This is a genomic window from Herbaspirillum sp. FG34 (assembly GCF_057809315.1).
Map to the genome: position 1 here is coordinate 385,139 of NZ_JBMDJS010000003.1, position 22,458 is coordinate 407,596.

General features: G+C 60.6%; 19 protein-coding genes. 12 read left to right on the forward strand and 7 right to left on the reverse strand.

Going from position 1 to position 22,458, the window contains the following annotated elements; all coding sequences use genetic code 11:
• Positions 1 to 64 precede the first annotated feature (64 nt).
• Positions 65 to 715: a 3-oxoacid CoA-transferase subunit B gene (locus ACODSZ_RS05875; RefSeq protein WP_008333506.1), complete on the reverse strand. Its 651-nt coding sequence runs from the start codon at positions 713 to 715 to the stop codon at positions 65 to 67.
• A 13-nt stretch (positions 716 to 728) separates the two neighbouring features.
• The gene (locus ACODSZ_RS05880) at positions 729 to 1,424 is read right to left on the reverse strand and encodes a CoA transferase subunit A (protein ID WP_008333508.1); all 696 of its coding nucleotides are present in this window, start codon (positions 1,422 to 1,424) and stop codon (positions 729 to 731) included.
• Between the two features lie 267 nt (positions 1,425 to 1,691).
• On the opposite strand from ACODSZ_RS05880, the gene ACODSZ_RS05885 reads away from it, so the two are divergent.
• On the forward strand, positions 1,692 to 2,252 hold the full coding sequence (locus tag ACODSZ_RS05885; protein WP_008333510.1) for a PAS and helix-turn-helix domain-containing protein: 561 nt from the start codon (positions 1,692 to 1,694) through the stop codon (positions 2,250 to 2,252).
• 36 nt (positions 2,253 to 2,288) lie between these two features.
• Here the strand turns inward: ACODSZ_RS05885 and ACODSZ_RS05890 are convergent, their stop codons facing one another.
• Positions 2,289 to 3,221 carry a LysR family transcriptional regulator gene (locus tag ACODSZ_RS05890; RefSeq protein WP_175343761.1) on the reverse strand — a complete coding sequence of 311 codons (933 nt, stop codon included), beginning with the start codon at positions 3,219 to 3,221 and terminating at the stop codon, positions 2,289 to 2,291.
• Positions 3,222 to 3,407: 186 nt separating this feature from the next.
• Here ACODSZ_RS05890 and ACODSZ_RS05895 point away from each other — a divergent pair, with 186 nt between their 5' ends.
• From ACODSZ_RS05895 to ACODSZ_RS05905, 3 genes are all read left to right on the forward strand, one after another.
• The gene (locus ACODSZ_RS05895) at positions 3,408 to 4,019 is read left to right on the forward strand and encodes an NAD(P)-dependent oxidoreductase (RefSeq protein ID WP_488927235.1); all 612 of its coding nucleotides are present in this window, start codon (positions 3,408 to 3,410) and stop codon (positions 4,017 to 4,019) included.
• A gap of 76 nt (positions 4,020 to 4,095) precedes the next feature.
• Entirely contained in the window at positions 4,096 to 4,824 is a 729-nt protein-coding gene (locus ACODSZ_RS05900; RefSeq protein ID WP_488927236.1) for a DsbA family protein, read from the forward strand.
• Between the two features lie 481 nt (positions 4,825 to 5,305).
• Positions 5,306 to 6,874, forward strand: a complete 1,569-nt coding sequence (locus ACODSZ_RS05905; protein ID WP_175343763.1) for a methyl-accepting chemotaxis protein — start codon at positions 5,306 to 5,308, stop codon at positions 6,872 to 6,874.
• Positions 6,875 to 6,896: 22 nt separating this feature from the next.
• Here ACODSZ_RS05905 and ACODSZ_RS05910 read toward each other — a convergent pair whose 3' ends face one another.
• The gene (locus tag ACODSZ_RS05910) at positions 6,897 to 7,544 is read right to left on the reverse strand and encodes an HAD family hydrolase (protein ID WP_488927237.1); all 648 of its coding nucleotides are present in this window, start codon (positions 7,542 to 7,544) and stop codon (positions 6,897 to 6,899) included.
• A 126-nt stretch (positions 7,545 to 7,670) separates the two neighbouring features.
• The gene (locus ACODSZ_RS05915) at positions 7,671 to 8,591 is read right to left on the reverse strand and encodes a LysR family transcriptional regulator (RefSeq protein ID WP_175343765.1); all 921 of its coding nucleotides are present in this window, start codon (positions 8,589 to 8,591) and stop codon (positions 7,671 to 7,673) included.
• A gap of 93 nt (positions 8,592 to 8,684) precedes the next feature.
• Between ACODSZ_RS05915 and ACODSZ_RS05920 the strand changes: the two genes are divergently transcribed.
• A complete protein-coding gene (locus ACODSZ_RS05920) occupies positions 8,685 to 9,617 on the forward strand; it encodes a DMT family transporter (RefSeq protein ID WP_488927238.1) in 933 nt (310 codons plus the stop codon).
• Positions 9,618 to 9,798: 181 nt separating this feature from the next.
• On the opposite strand, the gene ACODSZ_RS05925 is transcribed toward ACODSZ_RS05920, so the two are convergent.
• Entirely contained in the window at positions 9,799 to 12,444 is a 2,646-nt protein-coding gene (locus ACODSZ_RS05925) for a UvrD-helicase domain-containing protein (protein WP_488927239.1), read from the reverse strand.
• Between the two features lie 142 nt (positions 12,445 to 12,586).
• Positions 12,587 to 14,005 (reverse strand): aminotransferase-like domain-containing protein, encoded by a 1,419-nt coding sequence (locus ACODSZ_RS05930; RefSeq protein ID WP_175343767.1) that lies wholly within the window; start codon positions 14,003 to 14,005, stop codon positions 12,587 to 12,589.
• Between the two features lie 338 nt (positions 14,006 to 14,343).
• On the opposite strand from ACODSZ_RS05930, the gene aptA reads away from it, so the two are divergent.
• The 7 genes from aptA to ACODSZ_RS05965 all read left to right on the forward strand — a co-directional run bounded on the left by aptA (position 14,344) and on the right by ACODSZ_RS05965 (position 22,430).
• Complete coding sequence (gene aptA / locus ACODSZ_RS05935; protein WP_175343768.1) at positions 14,344 to 15,672, forward strand: omega-aminotransferase AptA; 1,329 nt, start codon at positions 14,344 to 14,346, stop codon at positions 15,670 to 15,672.
• Between the two features lie 34 nt (positions 15,673 to 15,706).
• A complete protein-coding gene (locus ACODSZ_RS05940; protein WP_175343769.1) occupies positions 15,707 to 17,200 on the forward strand; it encodes a CoA-acylating methylmalonate-semialdehyde dehydrogenase in 1,494 nt (497 codons plus the stop codon).
• A gap of 577 nt (positions 17,201 to 17,777) precedes the next feature.
• Complete coding sequence (locus ACODSZ_RS05945) at positions 17,778 to 18,971, forward strand: ABC transporter substrate-binding protein (RefSeq protein WP_008333535.1); 1,194 nt, start codon at positions 17,778 to 17,780, stop codon at positions 18,969 to 18,971.
• 81 nt (positions 18,972 to 19,052) lie between these two features.
• A complete protein-coding gene (locus ACODSZ_RS05950) occupies positions 19,053 to 19,919 on the forward strand; it encodes a branched-chain amino acid ABC transporter permease (protein ID WP_241821887.1) in 867 nt (288 codons plus the stop codon).
• Positions 19,920 to 19,960: 41 nt separating this feature from the next.
• Entirely contained in the window at positions 19,961 to 20,965 is a 1,005-nt protein-coding gene (locus ACODSZ_RS05955; RefSeq protein WP_008333537.1) for a branched-chain amino acid ABC transporter permease, read from the forward strand.
• Positions 20,962 to 21,729 (forward strand): ABC transporter ATP-binding protein, encoded by a 768-nt coding sequence (locus tag ACODSZ_RS05960; RefSeq protein ID WP_175343771.1) that lies wholly within the window; start codon positions 20,962 to 20,964, stop codon positions 21,727 to 21,729. The genes ACODSZ_RS05955 and ACODSZ_RS05960 overlap by 4 nt, the downstream gene beginning before the upstream one ends.
• Positions 21,726 to 22,430 (forward strand): ABC transporter ATP-binding protein, encoded by a 705-nt coding sequence (locus ACODSZ_RS05965; RefSeq protein WP_175343772.1) that lies wholly within the window; start codon positions 21,726 to 21,728, stop codon positions 22,428 to 22,430. The genes ACODSZ_RS05960 and ACODSZ_RS05965 overlap by 4 nt, the downstream gene beginning before the upstream one ends.
• Positions 22,431 to 22,458 lie beyond the last annotated feature (28 nt).

Consider the following 22,458-nt stretch of genomic DNA (forward strand, 5'->3'; position numbering starts at 1 on the left):
TGGCGCCCTTCGTTCATCCCGACACGGCCGCAACGGCAGCGGCCGGCTGAGGACGGGATGACAATCAGACTTCGCTCACATCCAGCGGTGCTTCGGTCTTCTCGATCACTTCCTCCTTGGTCACGCCGGAGGCCAGTTCGATCAGCTTCAGGCCGCCCGGGGTCACATCGATCACGCCCAGGTCGGTGATGATGCGGTTGACCACGCCCACGCCGGTCAGCGGCAGGTTGCAGTCGTTCAGGATCTTCCTGGAAGTGCTGCCATCCTTGGCCTTGGCCACATGTTCCATCAGCACCACCACGCGGCCCACACCGGCCACCAGATCCATCGCGCCACCCATGCCCTTGACCATCTTGCCGGGAATCATCCAGTTGGCCAGGTCACCCTTGGCCGAGACCTGCATCGCACCCAGGATGGCGATGTTGATCTTGCCGCCGCGAATCATGCCGAAGGAGTCCGCCGAGCTGAAGAAGGACGAGCCGGGAATGGTCGTCACGGTCTGCTTGCCGGCGTTGATCAGGTCGGCATCGACCTGGTCTTCGGTGGGGAAGGGGCCGATGCCCAGCAAGCCGTTCTCCGATTGCAGCCACACTTCGATATCACTCGGAACGTGGTTGGCCACCAGCGTGGGCAAGCCGATACCCAGGTTCACGTAGAAGCCGTCCTGCAGTTCCTTGGCTGCGCGCGCAGCCATTTCATCTCTGGTCCATGCCATTTTCTGTGTCTCCTTATGCGCGCACGGTGCGTTGTTCGATGCGCTTCTCGGGCGTGGCGTTGACCACGATGCGATGCACGAAGATGCCGGGAGTGTGGATCTGGTCCGGGTCCAGCTGGCCCACTTCCACCAGTTCTTCCACCTCCACCACGGTGACCTTGCCGGCCATGGCGACGTTGGGATTGAAGTTGCGCGCGGTCTTGTTGAAGACCAGGTTGCCGGCCTTGTCGGCCTTCTGCGCCTTCACCAGCGACACATCGGCCACCAGCGAGCGTTCCATCACGTAGCGCTCGCCGTCAAACTCGCGCACCTCCTTGCCCTCGGCCACCAGCGTGCCCACACCGGTCTTGGTGAAGAAAGCGGGGATGCCGGCACCACCGGCGCGCAGTTTCTCGGCCAGGGTGCCTTGCGGAGTGAACTCCAGTTCCAGTTCACCGGCCAGGTACTGGCGCTCGAACTCCTTGTTCTCGCCCACGTAGGAGGCGATCATCTTCTTGATCTGGCGGGTGGAGAGCAACTGGCCCAGGCCGAAACCATCGACACCGGCGTTGTTGGAAATGGCGGTCAGGTTCTGCACGCCCGAATCACGCAGGGCGGCGATCAACGCCTCGGGGATGCCACACAGGCCAAAGCCGCCGACCGCAATGGTCTGACCGTCCTTGACGATGTCTTTCAACGCGGTGGCCGCGTCTGGATACACTTTGTTCACGAGTCTCCTTTCGGCTCTTGTCTTGCGAGCAGGGTTGCAAGCGGGCCGGCGGACTTGCCGGCTTCAACAGGGATGGATGCAGGGGCTTCTCTTGCGCAACGCATGAGGACGTCGCCAGGCCCCATTCGGCTCCAAATAGCGCCAATTATCATAGGGCAGCTGAAATAAGCCATACAATACGGTAAAAATACCTGGCGCAATGCAGCATGGTACCGTCCGCCGGACGGTCCCGCCAGTTGATAGGGCCTAGCCAAATTGCAGCAGCACATGATCCAGCCACTTCCCATCGACTTTGAACAGGTTTTCATGCACGCGCCCATTGGCATGTGCGTCTCCCACAACCGCGTCATCCAGCAGGCCAACCTGGCCATGGCGGCGATGTTCGGCTACGAGGTCGATGCCCTGCGCCAGACCTCCTTCCAGGAGATCTATCCCACTGCCGATGAATTCGAGCGCACCGGCCTGCGCCTGGTCCCCATCTTGAACGAAAAGGGCTTTTATTCGGACGAGCGCATCATGAAGCGCTCCAACGATGAAATGTTCTGGTGCCACGTCACCGGCCACGCGCTCAATCGCGACAACCCGCATGCGGCCGGTATCTGGACCTTCGAGGATGTCAGCGCCAAGCGCCCCATCGCGCCCGGTCTGACCCCGCGCGAACGCGAGATCGCCGCGCTGCTGGTGGAAGGCAAGACCAGCAAGCTCATCGCCCGCCAGGTCGAACTGAGCCCGCGTACGGTGGAAATGCACCGCGCCCGGCTGATGCGCAAGTTCGCTGCCTCCACCTCCTCCGAGCTGGTGCACAAGCTGCTGAGCATCACGCCCTGATCATTCTTGTCGTCCTGATCGACCCGATCGTCCTGATCAAAACGGCTGGCCCGCAAACCGCTGGGCGAGAAAATCGAGCATCGTGCGCAAGGTCGCCGGCATGTGCTTGCGCGAGGCATAGACGCCATACATGCCCAGTTGCAAGGGTTCGTAGTCCGGCAGCAATTGCAGCAGCTGACCGCTGGCCACCAGCGGTGCCACCGTGTAGGCCGGCATGTGACCGATGCCCACGCCCGCCAATACCGCCTGCAACAACACCGTCACTTCATTGGCACTGATGCTGCCGCCGACGGCCACGCTCTGGGTCTGCGTCTTGACTGCATGACTTCCCTTGCCGGCCCTGGCTTTTTTCTTTTTTGGATCAAACTGCCACAGGCTGCGCCCTACATACGAATGCGTCAGGCAATTGTGCAAGGCTAGATCCTCCACCCTGCGCGGCAAGCCGTGACGCGCCACGTAATCCGGGGTGGCGCAAATCACCGAGCGGCACACCCCGAGCGGACGCGCAATCAGGTTGGGCTCCAGCCGGTTGGTCATGCGGATGGCCAGGTCGATGCGTTCTTCCACCAGGTTCACGGTGCGGTCCAGCGCCAGCAGGTCCACCGCCACACCCGGATAGCGGCGGCCATAGTCGACCACGGCCTGAATCAGCTGGGTCTGCGCAAAGGAGGTACTGGCGGTGATGCGCAAGAGCCCGCGCGGGGTTTCATCGGGCGCATCGAGGGCATGGCGCATGTCCTCGGAATACTCCAGCATCTGGCGGCAGCGCGGCAGCAGTTCGTTGCCGGCGGGCGTGAGCGAGAGCCGCCGCGTGGTCCGGTGCAGCAGCCGTGCGCCGACCCAGTCTTCCAGTTCGGCCACGTAGCGCGACACCACCGGCCGCGACAAGTCCAGCTGTTCGGCCGCCGCCGACAGGCTGCCGCCATCCACCACCGTCACGAAGACCTGCATGGCCATCAAGCGATCCATCCCGCCACCTCATGATTTGAACGATTTCAGAAACAAACTGTGATCGATTATGCTGTTTTTCGAAATCAAAAGCGATCTTATGATGGCCACTCCTGATACCCACATGAAGACCACGTGTTCACGTGGGTGACTGCTCCAGGCCAGATTCTGCCCAGTTGTCCGTACCCACTCCAGAAAGGAAACCTCATGAAAATCGCACTCATCGGCGCCTCCGGCAATGTCGGCACCCGTATCGTGGACGAAGCCCTGCGCCGCGGCCACAACATCATCGCCATCGCCCGCGACGCCGGCAAGATCGCCCAGCGTACCGGCGTGACCGCCGTCTCGGCCGACGTCAAGGACGCTGCCGCACTGGCCGCCGCCATCAAGGGCGCCGACGTGGTCATCTCCAGTGGCCGCTTCACCGCCTTTGGTGCCGCCGACCTGCTGCCGGCGGTGAAGGCAGCAGGCGTGAAGCGCCTGGCTGTGGTCGGCGGTGCCGGCAGCCTGGAAATCGCACCGGGCAAGGCGCTCATCGATACCCCGGAATTCCCCGCCGAATACATGCCCGAGGCGTCCGGTGGCCGGGACTTTCTCAATGCCCTGCGTGAAGAGAGCGAACTGGAATGGACCTTCCTGTCGCCTTCGGCAATGTTCATCGCCGGTGAACGCACCGGCCAGTTCCGCCTCGGCCAGGATGCACTGCTGGTCGGTGCCGATGGCAAGAGCTGGATCTCCTACGAGGACTACGCCGTGGCCCTGCTGGACGAACTGGAACAGCCGAAGCACGTGCGTACCCGTTTCACGGTAGGCTACTGAACCACTACGCTTGATGGGCCTGACGGTGCAGAAAACGTCAGGCCCTGTGCCGATTCATTCAAGAGGAAATTGCATCATGACCACCCCCGCTGCCCCGCACGAGACCGTGCTTCACTACATCCACGATCCGCTGTGCGGCTGGTGCTATGGCGCTGCGCCCTTGGTGGCGGCAGCCCGTGCGGTGCTACCGGTGCAGGCGCATGGAGGCGGCATGATGGCCGGCCGCAATCGTCGCCGCGTCGATGCGCAACTGCGTGATTACGTGATGCCGCACGATCACCGCATCGCTCAGATGACCGGACAAGCGTTTGGCGAAAATTATTTCGACGGCCTGCTGCGCGATACCGAAGCGATCTTCGACTCTGCACCACCAATCGCCGCCGTGCTGGCGGTGCGGGCGCTCAAGGACGAGGCCGCCGGGCTGGACATGCTGGCAGCGATCCAGCGTGCGCATTACCAGCAAGGGCGGCGCATCTCCGAAGTAAAGACGCTGACCGAGCTGGCGCAGACGCTGGGCATCGCGCCCGCTGCCTTCATCGCAGAACTGCAGCGGGTCGAACAGGAAGAGCTGGCCAATCACATCGAGGCCAGCCGTGAATTATTGAACCATGTCGGCGGACGCGGCTTCCCGACCTTCGTGCTGCAACGGGGCAATACCCTGGAAGTGCTTGATACCGGGCGCTGGCTGGGGCAGCCGGAGCAGTGGAAGGCGTATCTGGGTGAGCAAGCGAGGGGGACTGCGTCCGTAGCGGCCTCCGATGGCGGGTCCGTGCGATGTGACCTGCTGAGTGGGCGTTGCGAATAAGCCACTGACCACACCGTTTATCCACCCTGCCTGCCGCGCACGAAGCTGCGCGGCAGGCTCCTTGCGCAGGCTTCGCCCCCGCCCCCGTGAGGATCGTCCATCGCGCAACCGCGCCATGACCCGCCTGCAGCGTCAGTCCGTCCATTTTCGCGGCCTCCCCTCTGAGCAGCATCCGCCCATTGGACGGTTTTTTTGAATGCTGCCGTTAAATTTTCAGCGCTAATCAAACACGCACGTTTGCTCTACATTGAGCGGCTTTCCCGAGAGACAGGTCGCAGCATCGGGAAAGACAAGACCACGTTGTCCTCATCCTTCTTTCATGGCGGACGGCATTCGAACAGCAATCGCCCCCTATTGAATCAGGATCCGTGCTTCCAGACGTCATCTGTGGGATCAGCATCCACATCATCCGCACCCGGTCACTTTCAGGCGGCGTCTTGAATCCCAACCCTATGATTAAAAAATGCTCAATGGAGAGTGTATGGATTTCACCCGTCTGACGGTTTCTTCGCGCCTCAAGTTCGGCTTTGGTGCCGTGCTCGTTCTGATGCTGCTGATCATCGGCATCGCTCTGAAAGATCTCGCCGATGTCAACCAGCAATTGCTGTCCATCACCGAGGTCAACAATGTGGAGATTCGTCATCTCTCGACCATGCGTGCGGCAGCCTATGAACAATCCCTGTCCTCGCGCGGGATCGGGCTGGCAAGCACACCGCAAGACCTGAACCTGAACGCCGACAATCTGCACAAACAGATCGTCATCTACACGGAGGCCGAAAGCGCACTGGCCAAGCTCTTCGCAGAAGTGGAGGAAACCACCGAGACGGAGAAGAAGACACTGAGCCTCATCCAGCAAAAGACAAGGGAAATCACCCCTTTACTCTCGACGATGATTGACCTCGCCAAAGCAGGAAAAACCGACGAGCTCAGGGTCGGGGTCAACAGTCCGGTGGGCGCCATGCAGGCGCAACGACGCAATACCCTGGCTGAGCTCTCCGCATTCGAGGATCAGCTCAACGACGCCGCAAAGAATGAGGCACTTGCCGTCTATGCGACCGCGCGCAGACTGCTCATCGCACTGGGGATGCTGGCACTGGCGAGCGGACTGATCGCCGCCACTCTCATCACCAGGAGCGTACTGCGGCAGCTGGGCGGAGAACCGGCCGTGGCCTCGACGCTGGCCGCGCGGATTGCGCAGGGTGACCTGCGCAGCGAGGTCGACGCTGATACCCGCCATCCGAACAGTCTCATGATGTCGATGAAGAGCATGAACAGCGGTCTGCGCGAGATCGTACGTGAAGTGCGTTCCGGTACCGACGCCATTGCGACGGCCAGCAGCCAGATTGCTACGGGCAACCTTGATCTGTCCTCGCGTACCGAGGAGCAGGCCAGCTCGCTGGAAGAGACCGCCTCGGCCATGGAGCAGCTGACGGCCACCGTGCAACAGAACGCCGACAGCGCTGGCGAGGCCAACCGGCTGGCCACCGAAGCCTCGGTGGTCGCGGCCGAAAGTGGCCAGCTGGTCAAGGAAGTGGTGATGACCATGGCTTCCATCGAGGACTCGTCCAGGAAGATCGTGGACATCATCAGCGTGATCGACGGTATCTCGTTCCAGACCAACATCTTGGCCCTCAATGCCGCCGTGGAAGCAGCGCGCGCAGGTGAGCAGGGACGCGGCTTCGCGGTGGTGGCTTCAGAGGTACGCAGCCTGGCGCAGCGCAGTTCTTCGGCCGCCAAGGAGATCAAGGAGCTCATCGACGACTCCGTGGACAAGGTCGCCAGCGGCAGCGCGCTGGTCAACCGTGCGGGCGAGACCATGAGCAATGTGGTCTCCAGCGTGGACCGGGTAGTGTCGGTGATCGGCGCCATCAGTGACTCCAGTGCCGAGCAGAGCAAGGGGATCGTTGAGATCAACCATGCCATCTCGCAGATGGATCAGGTCACGCAACAGAATGCCGCGCTGGTGGAACAGGCTGCGGCAGCCTCGCAGGCGCTGCAGGCGCAGGCGCGCCGGCTTAGCGATGTGGTGGAGGTGTTTGCCATCGCCTGATGACCGGGGCATCAGGACGTCTTCACTCCCGGCACGGCACTCCCAGTGCGCGCAGCGACGCCCGCGTGGTCGCCGCATTGACGTGATGGATGCCGTGCCAACCCAGCGCACGACAGCCTTCGATATTCTTGTACGCATCATCGATGAAAACCAGCTCTTCGGGCTTCAGGCCCGGCAGGTGCCGTGCATAGCGCTCCAGCGCGATCTGGTAGATGCGCGGCTCAGGCTTGATGCAGCGTTCCTCACCGGAGACCACGATATCGCGGAACAGCTGCATGAAATCATGGTGGTCGCGCGCATGCGGATAGGTTTCCAAGGACCAGTTGGTGAGGCCGAACACCGGCACCTGCTGCGCATGCAGTTCGCGCAAGAGCGCCACGCCCTCCGGTAACGGACCACGCAGCATCTCGGTCCAGCGATCATAGAAGGCGCGAATCAGCGCATCGTGTTCGGGATGTTGCCCGACCAGATGCGCAGTGGCCTCGGCCAAGGTGCGGCCGCCATCTTGCTGCACGTTCCATTCGGGCGAACAGATATGGGTGAGGAAGTGATTGCGCTCCTGCTCGTCGGCGATCAGTTGTTCGTAAAGGTACTGCGGGTTCCAGTCGAAGAGCACGCCGCCGAAATCGAAGACGACGGCGCGGATGGGGCTTGGTGCAGAAAACGTCATGGGTGAAATCCTGGGGTAAATAAGGCTGGCGTCGCGACGATAGCAGATCCGGAAGAACCGGGCCGAATTCGTCCATTGCTCTGCTGAAGATGCAGAGGTGCTTGCGGCCTGGTCAGCCTCCCCCCATCAATCCGCTTGTGCCTGCAACGCCTCCACCAGATAGTCAATGAGCACCCGCATCTTGGGTGCAATATGGCGCGACGATGGAAACAGCAGATAAGCCATGCCGGAATAATTGATATCGAAATTCCATTCCCGCAGAAGCCGGACGACACGACCGGCAGCCAAAGCCTCCCGCGCCACGAAATCGGGCACGCAGCCTACGCCCAGCCCCGCCTCGATGGCCGCCAGCCGCATCTCGCTGTGATTGATTGCGCAGCGACCGGCGACGATGATCTCGGCCGATCCGGTCTCGCAGACGAAGCGCCAGCGATTGTCCCGCTCCTGTTCACCCAGGGTCAGGCAGCTATGGCTCATCAGGTCTTCCGGATGATGGATCGGCCCATGGGCCGCGAGATACGCCGGACTGGCCAGTACCAGTTGCCGCACCGGCAGCAGGCCGCGCGCCACCATACCCGGCGGCGGCGTGTCCGTCAGCCGGATGACCAGATCCACGCCTTCACGCAGCGGATCAACCAGCCGGTCCACTACCATCAAATGCACATCCACCTCCGGATAGCTCGTCAGGAATTCCAACAGCACCGGCTGCAGCAGGTGCCGCGCAAACGCCTTGGGCGCACTCATCCTGACCAGTCCCTTGGGCGCGCCGGCATGGCCCTCGGCCGCCAGCAAGGTGGCGCGTGCGGCGGCCACCATCTTGCGTCCGTGCTCCAGCACATCCAGTCCGGCTTCGGTCAGGCGCAGTTGTCGCGTGGTGCGCTGGAACAATGCCACGCCCATCATCTTTTCCAGACGGGCTACCTGGCGGCTCACGGCCGAAGGCGTCATGCCCTGCTGGCGCGCAGCGGCCGAAAAGCTGCCGGCGTCGACCACTCGCACGAACGTGACAAGCTCATGCAGTACCTCGGCCAACTCATTTGTTCTCATGCGGCACAACTCCTGTTCTTCATCCCTGGCTAGTCAGGTCTCATCGGTCCCAAGACAATACACCAGCTCTACCCAACGCCACGATGAGACCTCATGAACAAGTCCTCCCTGCTGCACGCCCCCGCCCGGCCTACAACCCTGCTGCGACTCAATCCTGTTGAATGGGCGCTGCTGCTGGTCGCCGTGATCTGGGGCGGCAGCTACAGCGCCGCGAAAATCGCCACGGAGCAGTTGCCGGTGCTGCAATTCCTGGTGCTGCGATTCGGCCTGACGTTTCTCCTGCTGGCCCCCGCCTTGCGCAGCATCACTTCCGTCCCCGCGTGGAAAAGATCGCTGGCAGGGGCGCTCCTGCTGGGCGTGGTCCTGCTGGCCATCTTCATCTGCGAAACCGTCGGCGTATCGATGACGACGGCCTCCAATGCCGCCTTCCTGATCAGCCTGTGCGTGGTCTTCACGCCCTGGTGCGAGTGGCTGCTGCTGGACCAGCGTCCCGAGCGTTCGGCACTCATTGCGTGCGCATTGTCGTTTGTGGGTGCTGCCTTGCTGGCATTCCAGGACGGCATCACGCTCTCGCACCTGAGCTGGGGCGATGCGCTGATGGTGCTGGCCGCACTCCTGCGCGGTGTGATGGTGTGCCTGACACGCCGCCAGGGCCTGCGGTTCGGCTTGCCCGCACTCACGCTGACGGCGGTGCAGATGGGTGTCATGACGGCGGGATCGCTGGTGCTCATGATGGCGCTGCCGGGTCAGCGCTGGATGCCCCTTCCGGCCACCGCCTCCTTCTGGTGGGCGATGGCGTTCCTGGTCTTGCTGTGTACCATCGTGGCCTTCTTCGTACAGAACCATGCGGCCGCACGCACCAGTGCGTCACGCGTGGCCCTGCTGATGGGCAGCGAGCCGCTGTGGGGCGCGCTCATCGCGGTGGTGTGGATGCAGGAACACCTGTCCCTGCAGGGCTGGATGGGGGGCTTGCTGATCGTGGGGGCCACGGGGTGGGTGTTGCGGCCGCGTATCGGTTCCACCTAGCGCAGCCTACAAGTCCTGCGAGGTAATCAAACAACTCTGGTACAGTCGCTGATTCTGAACCGATGTGATGAGGAAAATCCCTATTTCCTTATAGTGAAGATGAGTGAGCCGCATTTCTACAGCTCACCCCATCATCTTTCTGCCGGGAATTAGACCGCGCGCTAATTTGGCATTAGAAGGTTCAATCAACGCGCTCTTTTTTTAACGTAAGTAATGGTCTCCTTACACGAGCTGAGTCCTGACCAATAGAAGGTGGATTTAGTCTTTCGTGAAGGGCGGTAAATTCCGCCCAAATAAGATCGCTGACACCATTGTAGTTACGGGCTGGTCCCGATACCTTTACGCTGTCGAAGAACTGATCAAAGGTTTTCCATTCCGTTTGCCGCTTGTTTTGAAACCGGTTAGTACCAGTAACAAGCTGGGATAACTTATCTTGTGCTGCAGTGGACAAACCAACCGCCTGTGGCATAAACAAAATAGATCGTGCATCTAGGCCAGCGTCCTGAATATCGGTTCCTATTAAATGCTTTTTCCCAGAGCGAATATGCGGAATATCCGCTACCTCGCAATAGGTCGACCACGCGTCGATGGTAAACATTGCCGATACACCGCCAATAAAGCGAGACTTCTCTCCAGAGTAGGAAACGATCAACTCTTTTTTAGCACGTGTCATTGCGACGTAAAGTTTACAAAGATCGCGGTAAGACTCTTCAACTGGAAGTGCTGGGTGAGGAACAACACTGTCTGCACAGTTCACGATTATCATCGAGTCGAATTCAAAGCCTTTGGTCTGCTCAAGATCTGAAATGAATATCTGTCCAGCAACCACATCTGTATTACCGGTCAAAATATTAAGATCAAGCTGTTCACCAAGTATTTCCACTTCAGCTTGGCTGTAACCACACACCGCGATACAAAACTTTTGTGAAAGAGCCGCCTTATCTTCCAATAAAGAACGTAAGTAAGTTAACGCGAACGCAATCTCTTGCATTAGCCCTTCTGCATTAAGCAAAAGAGGAGGTGAAGAGGAGAAGTTAGCAAATTCTGGATTAAGGATTTCTATATTTGGCGCAGATGAAAAGAGATGTCTATTCTGCACAAACAACTCGAATGCGGCACGCAGAATCTCACGGCTATTCCGGTAGTTCTTAAGAATCGAATGCGATCGACCAGTTACATCAATGCCACTTTCTGAGAGCTTGTGGTACTTAGTTAGCACGCTTTGCGCAAGATCTCCACACAAGAATATGTCATTAACATTTCGTGCTACGAGCGCCCGAACAATTTTTAATTCTATAGCACCAAAATCCTGCATCTCATCGATAAGAATGCAGCGAAATTCTGGCTTGAGCTCATCTATGTGCTTATAGAGGGCTGTAGCCAACCCAAGATAATCGACAGCGCCCACGTCGTTCATCTTTTGCTCCCAGCCTGCCAATCCTTCAATAACATTCTCTCTGTAACGCTCCTCCAATGGAATAGAACGTCCTTCCCGCTCAAGCCGCAAATAAGCTTTTCGGTCTAACGGCCCTAGGGCGCTGCGTACATAATCAAACTCTTGGCGAATATAGTCTGCTGGATAGATATTACGATTTAATAATGTCTTACGAAGTGGCTCAAGAACTTTTGCCTTGTCATTATTGTTTTTGCATTGGAAGTACTCATCCCATATTTCGTCAATATGTTCGCTCACAGCGTACGGATTTGTCTTCTCTGTTTTGTCCCAATATATTTTTTTATTTTGGGGCTCTAACATCAAGAGCTTTTCTCGGCACAGCTCCCAAAAGGATAAAACTTTAAGGTTTCCAAGAGTAACCGCTCCATTCGCCTCGGCAGCAAGATCGCGGATCATAGTTGCCAATGCACGGTTCAGTGTTAGGACCAGTACCGACTCATTCGGATGCTCTTTCGCCAACCGGATAGCACGGTGAATAAGAACCGACGTCTTCCCTGATCCGCTAACCCCCGACAGCCTTGCAGGGCCGTTGAAATTCTTTTTGACAAAATCTCGCTGCGCTGGATGAAGATATACCATCCACTTTTGAAATGATGCCGTCTTTACGAAATGTTCAAAAAGAATCGGATCCACGTCCGATCCCATCACGATTTCGTCGCCAGAAATGGCGGTACTGATTTGATCATTCGAAAGTGATTCAAGCGGTACAACGGTACCCTTATGCAAGTCAATCCGACCCTTCGCTTCACTTACTTGGCCAGCGCGCAACAAATCGAAGGTATCGTAGATAAGGTCTACACTCTTCCCGTCAGCTTCCATAGCAATATCCATTAACTCATCATCGGATGCTATTGCTGTAAGCCCTTCCAGTCGTTTAATCAGTTCGTGACTTAAACCCTCACAAAGTAGCTCAAAGTACCGTTTAGGTAATTTTTTCCATAGCAAACCTGCTGCGAAGTCGGGGATGCTAGTAAGACGGGTATCCGGACTATCAACTGCATCGCTGACGCGAGTCGATTCCAGTACATTTTTCCCATCTACTGTCTTTAGATGAAAACGACGCCCCTTATTCGCATCAAGCCATTCGTCCGTGTCATCATGCGTTCCAGCAAACATCAGGACACAGAGGTCATTGTGCTGTATTGTGACGAGCCGACATGAGCCCTGAAGATCATATTTGATGCAATGCTGAAGGCGACTTTCGCCATGCTTTGTCGTAGGAATTCCTTCAAAAACTTCATCAGTCGTATTCTTTCTTTGTGCTTTATGCAGGATACCGGCCACTTGTGCCGCGCCCTTCGCAAAACGCCCCCCACGCACCATCAGCTTCTGAAGCGACTCGTACAGGTCCTTCCAATAGACGAACTTCAAAGTGACATCCCCTCATTTTTATTGGCAAGGTATAAAAATATTAGAAATGGGTCGCTCTGACAACATTTAGCACTGCTTTTTTATCGCATAGATGGTTGATTTATACGTAACTATTAGAGTTTTCCAAATCTCCAATCGGGTTTTACAACCCCCGCAAAAAATCAAACAACGCCGGCACATCCGCATACCCCACATTGAAGCGGAAGCTGGTCTTGTGCGGCGCCGACAGATGGAAGAAATCCCCAGGTGCCAGCCAGATGCCCTTCTGCCGTGCCCGGTCCGCGATCTCGCGCGCTGACAGTTCGCAGCCCTCGATGGTGGCCCAGCTGAACATGCCGCCGCGCGCCGCCGTGAAGGGCGTCAAGCCGACTTCGGTCAACTTGGCGTTGAGCGTGGACTGGGCATTGAGCAGCGTCGCATTGAGCGTCTGCACATGACGCCGGTGATGGCCTTCGGTGAGGACGTTGTGCACCAGGCGCTCGTTGATCTCCGAATTGGTCAGCGTCAGCACCATCTTGGTATGCACGATCTGCCGCGCCAGTTCACGCTGGCAGGCGATGTAGCCGACCCGCAGCGACGGCGCGATGGTCTTGGAATAACTGCCCACGTAGATCACCCGTTGCAGGCCATCGAGCGCAGCCAGCATGGGATCGGTGGCCTGTCCCAGTTCGCGGAAGATGTCGTCCTCCACCACCCAGAAACCATAGCGCTCGGCCGCCTGCAATACGCGCATGGCGCAGGCCGGCGTGTAGGACGTCCCCGTCGGGTTCTGCAGCACGCTGGTCGTGAAGAACATCCTGGGATGATGCGTGCGCGCCAGCGTGTCCAGCATGTCGGTGTCCACGCCACCGGGCGTACGCGGTACGCCGATCACGTTCAGGCCGGCCAGGCGCAGCATCGCAATCAGGTTGCAGTAACCGGGATCATCGATGAGCACCGTATCGCCCGGCTGGGTCATGGTGCGGATGATCAGGTCCAGCGCCTGCGTGGCGCCATGCGTGGTCAGCACCTGCTCGATGCCCAGTTCCAGCGCCCAATGACCGAGGAACTGCGCGATCAGCTGACGCAGCGGCGCATATCCGTAAGGGTGGCCATAGCCGACCTGCTGGGCGCCGGGCGAACGGATGATGCGGCGCTCGGCCTGGTGCAGGCCCTCATCGTTGAGCCACTTGCCGGGCAGCCAGCCGCAGCCGGCCTTGATGGGCACGCGCTCGTCGGCAAACATTTCCGAGAGCAGCCAGGCCGAGTCAATCACCGGCTCGGGCGGCACGAAGACGGCACGCGCCCCGGATTGCCCGGCCCGCGCGGCGACAAAGAAACCGGCACCGCGCCGGGCCTGCAGCATGCCGCGCGCCACCAGCTGCTCGTAGGCTTCCACCACGGTGGAGGAGCCGATGTCATGATGCTGCGCGAACTGGCGTACCGAGGGCAGGCGCTCGCCGGAACGCAATTCGCCCGATTCGATCAGGCCGGCCAGACCAGCCGTCACCTGCTCCACCAGGCGCTCAGCCGTCTTGCGTCTCAAATCCAGTTGCAACGGTGCGCTGGCAGGCTTGGCCATGGCGTCCTTTCTAACAGTGTGTGGCGACTGGCGGGAGACTGCATTGCTCCCGCAGGCCAAAGTGTCGGCGAAAATGCAGAACTGTATTGGTCCCGGTGGCGTGGCTCCCGATACGCCAAAATCAGGCCGCATCCCCTTTGAATACGGGAATGACGACAGGCTGACCATGCCCAGGCAGGCAGCGCTCTCCCGCCAGATGGAGCAATACAGTTTTCCCTGCGGACCAATACAGTTTCCAGTGAAAATCAAAAGTGTAGCTAACAATGCGGGCGCTGTCTGGCAATAATCAGGCACTGTCTTTGATTTCCCCGAATTCTCCCTTTTTCACGGTGCCTGCCATGTCCAGCCAAGACCAAACGCATCCCTCCAGCCTGTCGGCCTACTGGATGCCCTTCACTGCCAACCGCAACTTCAAGTCCGCGCCACGCATGCTGGTGTCGGCTGAAGGCATGCACTACCGCGACGACGCCGGCAACGCCATCCTGGACGGTACCGCCGGCCTGTGGTGCGTACCGCTGGGCCACGCCCATCCCAAGATCGTGTCGGCCGTGCAGAAGTCCGTGGCTACGCTGGACTATGCGCCCTCCTTCCAGCTCGGCCACCCGAGCGCCTTCGAACTGGCCGAGCGCCTCAAGGCCTACACCGGCAACCGCTTCGCCAACGTGTTTTACACCGGCTCCGGCTCGGAAGCAGTGGATACGGCGCTCAAGATCGCCCTGGCCTATCACCGCGCCAAGGGCAACGCCACCCGCACCCGCCTGATCGGCCGCGAACGCGGCTATCACGGTGTGGGCTTCGGCGGCATGTCGGTGGGCGGCATCGGCGGCAATCGCAAGACCTTCAGCACCGCGCTGCTGCCGGGCGTGGACCACCTGCCGCATACCCACAACCTGGAAAAGAATGCCTTCACCAAGGGCGAGCCGGAGTACGGCGCGCACCTGGCCGATGAGCTCGAACGCCTGGTCACCCTGCACGACGCCACCAATATCGCCGCCGTGATCGTGGAGCCGGTGGCCGGCTCCACGGGCGTGCTGATCCCGCCCAAGGGCTACTTGAAGCGCCTGCGCGAAATCTGCACCAAGCACGGCATCCTGTTGATCTTCGATGAAGTCATCACCGGCTTCGGCCGCCTGGGGACACCCTTTGCGTCCGACTACTTCGATGTGGAACCGGATATCTTCACCACCGCCAAGGGCCTCACCAATGGCGTGGTGCCGATGGGTGCTGTATTCGTGAAGAAGGAAATCCACGACGCCTTCATGAACGGTCCGGACGGCATCGAGCTGTTCCACGGCTACACCTACTCCGGCCACCCGCTGGCCTGCGCGGCCGGCCTGGCCTCGCTGGAGGTGTTCCAGACCGAAGGCGTGCTGGAGAATGCACAAGCGGTCTCCGACTACTTCCAGGAAGCGGCGCACTCCCTGCGCGGCCTGCCGAACGTGATCGATGTGCGCACCATTGGCCTGATCGCCGGCATCGAGCTGGCCTCCATCCAGGGCCGCGTGGGTGCCCGCGCCTATGACGCCTTCGTGCGTGCCTTCAATGACGGCATCCTGATCCGCGTCACCGGCGACATCATCGCCCTGTCGCCGCCGCTGATCATCAACAAGCAGCAGATCGACGAACTGTTCGGCAAGCTGGCGGCCATCCTCAAGACCCTGGCCTGATCCCCCTTCACGAAAAAATACGCAAGAAAGAGTCATGGAAAAGATTGCACACTACATCGGCGGCGCGCGCGTCGATACCACCAGCGGGCGCTATGCCGATGTCTTCAACCCGGCCCAGGGTGTGCCGGTGGCGCAGGTCGCGCTGGGTACGGCCGACGAGGTCGATGCGGCAGTGAAGGCCGGTGTGGCCGCCTTTCCGGCCTGGTCCAACACGCCGCCGCTGACGCGCGCGCGGGTCCTGTTCCGCTTCCTGCACCTGATCCAGCAGCGCGCCGACGACTTCGCCCGCATCATCGTGCGCGAGCACGGCAAGACCTTCTCGGATGCCCAGGGCGAAGTGGCGCGCGGCATCGAGATCGTCGAGTTTGCCGCCGGTATCCCGCAGATGCTCAAGGGGGAATACACCGACCAGATCGCCCGCGGCATCGACGCCTGGTCGATGCGCCAGGCGCTGGGCGTGGTGGCCGGCATCACGCCGTTCAACTTCCCGGCGATGGTGCCGATGTGGATGTTCCCCATCGCCATTGCCTGCGGCAACTGCTTCGTGCTGAAACCTTCCGAACGCGATCCCTCGGCCGCGCTGCTGATCGCCGATCTGTTGAAGGAGGCCGGCCTGCCCGATGGCGTCTTCAACGTCATCCAGGGCGACAAGGTCACCGTCGATGCCCTGCTCGATCATCCGCAGGTCAAGGCCATCAGCTTCGTCGGCTCGACCCCGATTGCGGAATACATCTACGCCCGTGGCTCGGCCAAGGGCAAGCGCGTGCAGGCCCTGGGCGGCGCCAAGAACCACATGGTGGTGATGCCCGACGCCGACATGCAGCTGGCCGTGGACGCCCTGATGGGCGCGGCTTACGGATCGGCCGGCGAGCGCTGCATGGCGATCTCGGTGGCGGTGGCCGTGGGCAGCGCCGGTGATGAACTGGTGGCAGCCCTGGCCGAGCGCGCGCGCAAGCTGAAGATCAACGAAGGCATGGCGGCCGGTGCCGAGATGGGTCCGGTGGTGACCGCGGCCGCCAAGGAACGCATCGAAAACCTCATCGGCCGTGGCGTGGAAGAAGGCGCGACCCTGGTGGTGGATGGCCGTGGCTACCAGGTGCCAGGATTCGAGAAGGGCTTCTTCGTCGGTGGCACGCTGCTCGATCACGTCACCCCGGAAATGACGGTCTACAAGGAAGAAATCTTTGGCCCGGTGCTGTGCGTACTGCGCTGCCCGGACATCGCCAGCGCGGTGGAGCTGATCAATGCGCACGAGTATGGCAACGGCGTGGCCGTCTACACCCGTGACGGCGGCGTGGCGCGCGAGTTCGTGCGCCAGATCGAAGTGGGCATGGTGGGGGTCAATGTGCCGCTGCCGGTGCCGATGGCCTTCAGCAGCTTCGGCGGCTGGAAGCGCAGTCTCTTCGGCGACCATCACATGTACGGACCGGAGGGGGTGCGCTTCTACACCCGGGCCAAGGCAGTGATGCAGCGCTGGCCCAATACCGCCAGTGCAGGTGCGGAATTCGCTTTCCCGCAGATGAAATAAACAGGATCAACGGCATGAAATTTTCATGCCGTTTTTCTTTGGCGGATGCGTATGATGAAGGTCCGGCGCTACCGATGGCCGTCGGCCTTGTTGGTGCAGAAAACGTCAGGCACGGTGCAGGAAGCATCAGCCATCCTCAGCCCGCAGGAAGTCACGTCCGGGCTTGCACCAAAGCAGGAAAACTTAGAAAACCAGACCGTCGTGGATGATCGGTGGAGACACACCGACAGCACGGGAGAACGGCAAACCACAACTGGAGACACGCTCTTAGGAGCGGCAGGAGGAGCCTCATGCCGGCTCACGCCACGCGGCGCAAAGACGCGCCGCAGCAGCGTTTCATTCGTCGTCACGTACTGTCTTGCGGCACTGTCGCCAGACGGCGCGACCCTGTTGACCGACGCCTTTCCGCCCGTTCGCGGCGGAGGATTTCTCACGTCCATGCAAATCAAGCCTGCGCGATCTTCCTAAGTTTTTTGGGAGGAACGGGCATGGAACTTGCGTTGACGGGCAGTACTGCAGCATTGCGCAATTCCGTGGATGTCATCTGTCAATCGTTAGCCTTGAGGGAGAAACAAGCATGATCAGCCGTCGCAATTTCCTGAAACTGTCTGCACTGGCCGCACCCGGCGCACTGAGCTACCACGATGTCTTTGCCCAGGCCGAGAGCATTGCCTTCGGCTGTCCGGTGCCGATGTCCGGACCCTTCGCCGCCAACGGCAAGTTCGCCGACATGGGCATGAAGCTGGCCCTGCAGAAATACGGCAAGGTACTGGGCAAGAGCACCAGCTACGTCAACCTCGACACCGAAGGCAAACCCGCCACCGCCGTACGCAAGATGCAGGAGACCATCGAGAAGGGCACGCGCTTCTTCGCCGGCGGCATCCTCTCCGGCGAGGCGCTGGCCATGGGCAAGGAAGCCGACAAGGCCGGCGCGGTCTTCATCACCACCGCCGGGGCCGACGAGATCACCGGCAGCGACTGCAACCACGCCACCTTCCGCTGGTCGGTGCCGACCTTCGGTGCGATTGAACAGACCGTGCGCCCGCTGCTGGAGAAGATGCCCAATGCCAAGCGCTGGTACACCATCACGCCGCAATACGTGTTCGGTGAAGGCTTGCTGTCGGCGGCCAAGAACATCTTCAAGGAAAAGGGCATCGAGCATGTGGGCAACAGCTACCACTCGCTGAGCGAGAAGGAATTCTCCGGCTATCTCACCAATGCCATTGCCGCCAAACCCGACGTGCTGCTGTTGCTCAACTTCGGCTCGCAGTCCTCCGATACCTTGCGCCAGGCCGTCAGCTTCGGCATGAAGAACAACTGCACCATCCTCATGGCCTGGGCGTCGGGGCTGGAACAGTTCGAGACCCTGGGCGCGGATATCTGCGATGGCGTCTACTTCGGCGCGCAGTACTGGCATGCCATCGATTCGCCCTTCAACAAGGAATTCGTCAAGCTGGTCAACGACAAGCTCAAGATGGATCCCAACTACAGCCTGGCCGGTTCCTACATCTGTACCAAGATCATTCTGGACGCCATCATCAAGGCCAACAGTACCGATCCCAAGGCGGTGATCGCGGCCATGGAAGGCATGAAGTACGAAGGGCTGACCGGTACCGAGGAAATCCGCAAGGGCGATCACCAGGTCATCAAGAACTACTACCTGCTCAAGGGCAAGGCCAAGGCGAAGATGGCCAACAAGAATGACTATGCGGACATCGTTTCCTCCGGCCAGTCCTTCCTGGCGCTCGAGAAGACGCAGTGCAAGCTGTGATGTCCATGCCTTGAGTTTCAGGGCCTGTTCGCCTGCCTGGGCGAACAGGCCGCATTTGCTGCATCTTCGTCACGAGGTTCCATGAACATCTATCTGCTGCAGATCGCCAATGGCGTAGGCATCGGCATGCTCTACTTCCTGCTGGCGGTGGGCCTGTCGATCGTCTTCGGCCTGCTGCGCTTCGTCAATTTCTCGCATGGCGCCTTCTTCCTGCTGGGCGCCTATCTCTGCTATCAGGTCACCAGCCTGGGCCTCGATTTCTGGTGGTCGCTGCTCATTGCACCGCTGCTCGTGGGTCTGTTCGCGTGGGTGGTGGAGCGCTTCGTGCTGCGCCATGTCTATGCGCTGCCGCATCACTTCCACATTCTCTTCACGGTCGGCATGGCGCTGGTGATCCAGGAAGCGGTGATCTCGGTATGGGGGCCGCTGGGCAACAACGTCTCGCCGCCCGATCTGCTGCAAGGGGTGGTGATGTGGGGCGGCTTCGTCTATCCCAAGTACCGGCTCTTCGTCATCGGCCTGACCGCCGTCATGGCGCTGCTGCTATGGTGGGTGCTGGAAGGCACGCGCCTGGGCTCGATCGTGCGCGCCGGTTCGGAATCGACCGAAATGGTCAGCCTGCTCGGCTTGAACATTCAACGCATCTTCAGCCTGGTCTTCGCCCTGGGCGCGGCCACGGCCGGTCTTGCCGGGGCGCTGGCCGCACCGATCCGCGGAGCCGATCCCTTCATGGGCGTGGAAGCGCTGGGCATCGCCTTCGTGGTGGTGGTCATCGGCGGGCTGGGCAGCTTCTGGGGGGCCCTCATCGGCGGCATCCTGGTCGGCATCGTGCAAAGCGTGATGAGCACGGTCTGGTCCGAGGGTGCGCACCTGATGATTTACGTGGCCATGGCGGCCGTGATGCTGCTGCGTCCGAATGGCCTGCTGGGCCGGCCCGGCGCGGCCTGACGCGGTTCATGCCACTTGACGTTTTCTGCACCGAGGCTTCCATGAAACAGATTGCGCATTTCCGTTACACCCTGCTGGCAGCCGCTGTGGCGCTGCTGCTGCCCATGCTGCTGCCCTCCGGCACGCTGGCCACCGAAGTGCTGGTGTTCGCGCTGGCCGCGCTGGGCTGCAACCTGCTGCTGGGTTATACCGGCCTGATGTCCTTCGGCCAGGGCATCTTCTTTGGCGTGGGCAGCTATACCGCTGGCGTGGTGCTGCTGCAGTTGAAGCTGGCGCTGCTGCCGGCCCTGGCGCTGGCCGCGCTCGGTGGCGCGCTGGTGGCGCTGCTGGTGGGCTGGTTCTCGATCCGCCAGCGCGGCACCTACTTCGTCATGCTCACGCTGGCCTTTGCCCAGATGTTTTACTTCCTCGCCTATACGATGAAGGACGTCACGGGCGGAGACAACGGCCTGCTGGACATCCCGCGTCCGCCGCTGTCGCTGTTGGGGATGACGCTGCTGCCGACCACCTCGTCCTGGCAGTACTACACGGTGGTGGCCATCCTGTTCGTGCTGGTGTTCTGGCTGCTGCAGCGGGTGGTCGATTCGGTACTGGGCAAGACGCTGCTGGCGGTGCGCGAGAACGAGGCGCGTGCTTCCGCCCTGGGCTATGACGTACGCCTGCTCAAACTGGCCGCCTTCGTCATCTCCGGCGCCGTCACCGGTCTGGCCGGTGGCCTGCACGCCATGATGACGGGTGTGGCACCGCTGTCCAACATCGAGTACCACACCAGCGAAGCGATCCTGGTGATGACCGTCATCGGCGGCACCGGCAACCTGTTCGCCTCGGTGCTGGGGGCGAGCTTCTATGTGCTGGTGGGCAACTGGCTCTCCACGCTGTGGCCGCGCTGGCTGATGCTGCTGGGGCTGCTGCTGATCACGGTCAGCCTGTACATGCAGAAGGGCCTGTTCGGACTGGCCGTGAAGATCATCGATGCCGTGCGCGGTCACAAGAAAGAACCGGTGCAGGCCGCCAGCACGACTGCGACCAAGGAGAAGCATTCATGAGCCGCCCCATCCTGCAAGCGCTCAACGTGACCAAGCGCTACGGCAAGTTCACCGCCGTCAACGGCATCACGCTGGAGGTCGAGGCCGGTACCGTGCATTCGGTGATCGGTCCCAATGGCGCGGGCAAGACCACGCTGTTCCATACCCTGACCGGTACCACGCCCATCACCGAGGGCAGCATCCTGGTCGAGGGTGAGGAAGTGGCGCATCTGCCGGGCAATCGCCGGGTGCAGAAGGGACTGGCGCGCTCCTTCCAGGTGACCAGCCTGTTTCCCAACCTGAGCGTGCGCGAGAACCTGCGGCTGGCTGCGCAGGGCCGCGCGCCGCTGGCAGCCCTCAATCCCTGGAAACGTGCCGAACAATTCACTGCGGCCTGCGCACTGGCCGATGAACTGGTGGCGCGCCTGTCCCTGCAGGGCGTTGCCGAGCGGGCCTGTGCAGAACTTTCACATGGCCAGCAACGCAGGCTGGAAGTGGGCATGGCCATGGCCGGACGGCCCAAGGTGATCTTCCTGGACGAGCCGACCTCGGGCATGGGCATCGACGACATTGCCGACATGAAGCAGCTCATCCACGGGCTGCGGAAGGATTACACGGTGGTGCTGATCGAACACAACATGGATATCGTCATGGATATCTCGGACCGCGTCACGGTGATGCAGCTGGGCCAGATCCTGGCGCAGGGCAAGCCGGCCGAGATCCGCAACGATGAACGCGTGCGCCGGGCCTATCTCGGCAGCATGATCACCGGAGGCAAAGCATGATCCTGCAAGTTGAAGACGTTCACGGCTACTATGGCAAGAGCCACATCCTGCAGGGCGTATCGCTGCAGGTCGATGCGGGCGAGGTGGTCACGCTGCTGGGACGCAATGGCGCGGGCAAGACCACGACCTTGAAGAGCATTGTCGGCGTGGTGCCACCGGCACAGGGTCGGGTGCTCTTCGAGGGGCAGGTCATCAGCGCACTGCCTTCCTACAAGATCGCTGCGCGCGGCGTATGCCTGGTGCCGGAGCATCGCGGCATCTTCAAGCTGCTGACCGTGGAAGAAAACCTGACCATGGCCGCGCGCAAGGAGTCGGCGTGGGGGCTCGAGGAGGTCTACACCATCTTCCCGCGCCTGAAGGAGCGCCGCAGGAATGGCGGCGGCCAGCTCTCGGGCGGTGAGCAGCAGATGCTGGCCATTGCGCGCGCGCTGATGACCCATCCGCGCGTGCTGATGCTGGATGAACCGGTGGAAGGACTGGCACCGGTGATCGTCGACGAGATCGTGGCGCAGATCAAGCAGATCAAGCGCACCGGGATGTCCATCATCCTGGTGGAGCAGAACCTGGAAGTCTGTACCCAACTGGCGGACCGGCATTACATCGTCGAGCAGGGACGCATCGTCTACAGCGGCAGCAATGCCGCGTTCCTGGCCGATGAGGGCGTCAAGGACCGTTATCTGGGCGTGAATCTGGCGGCGTGAGGACCTCTGCCCGCCAACCCGAACAAGG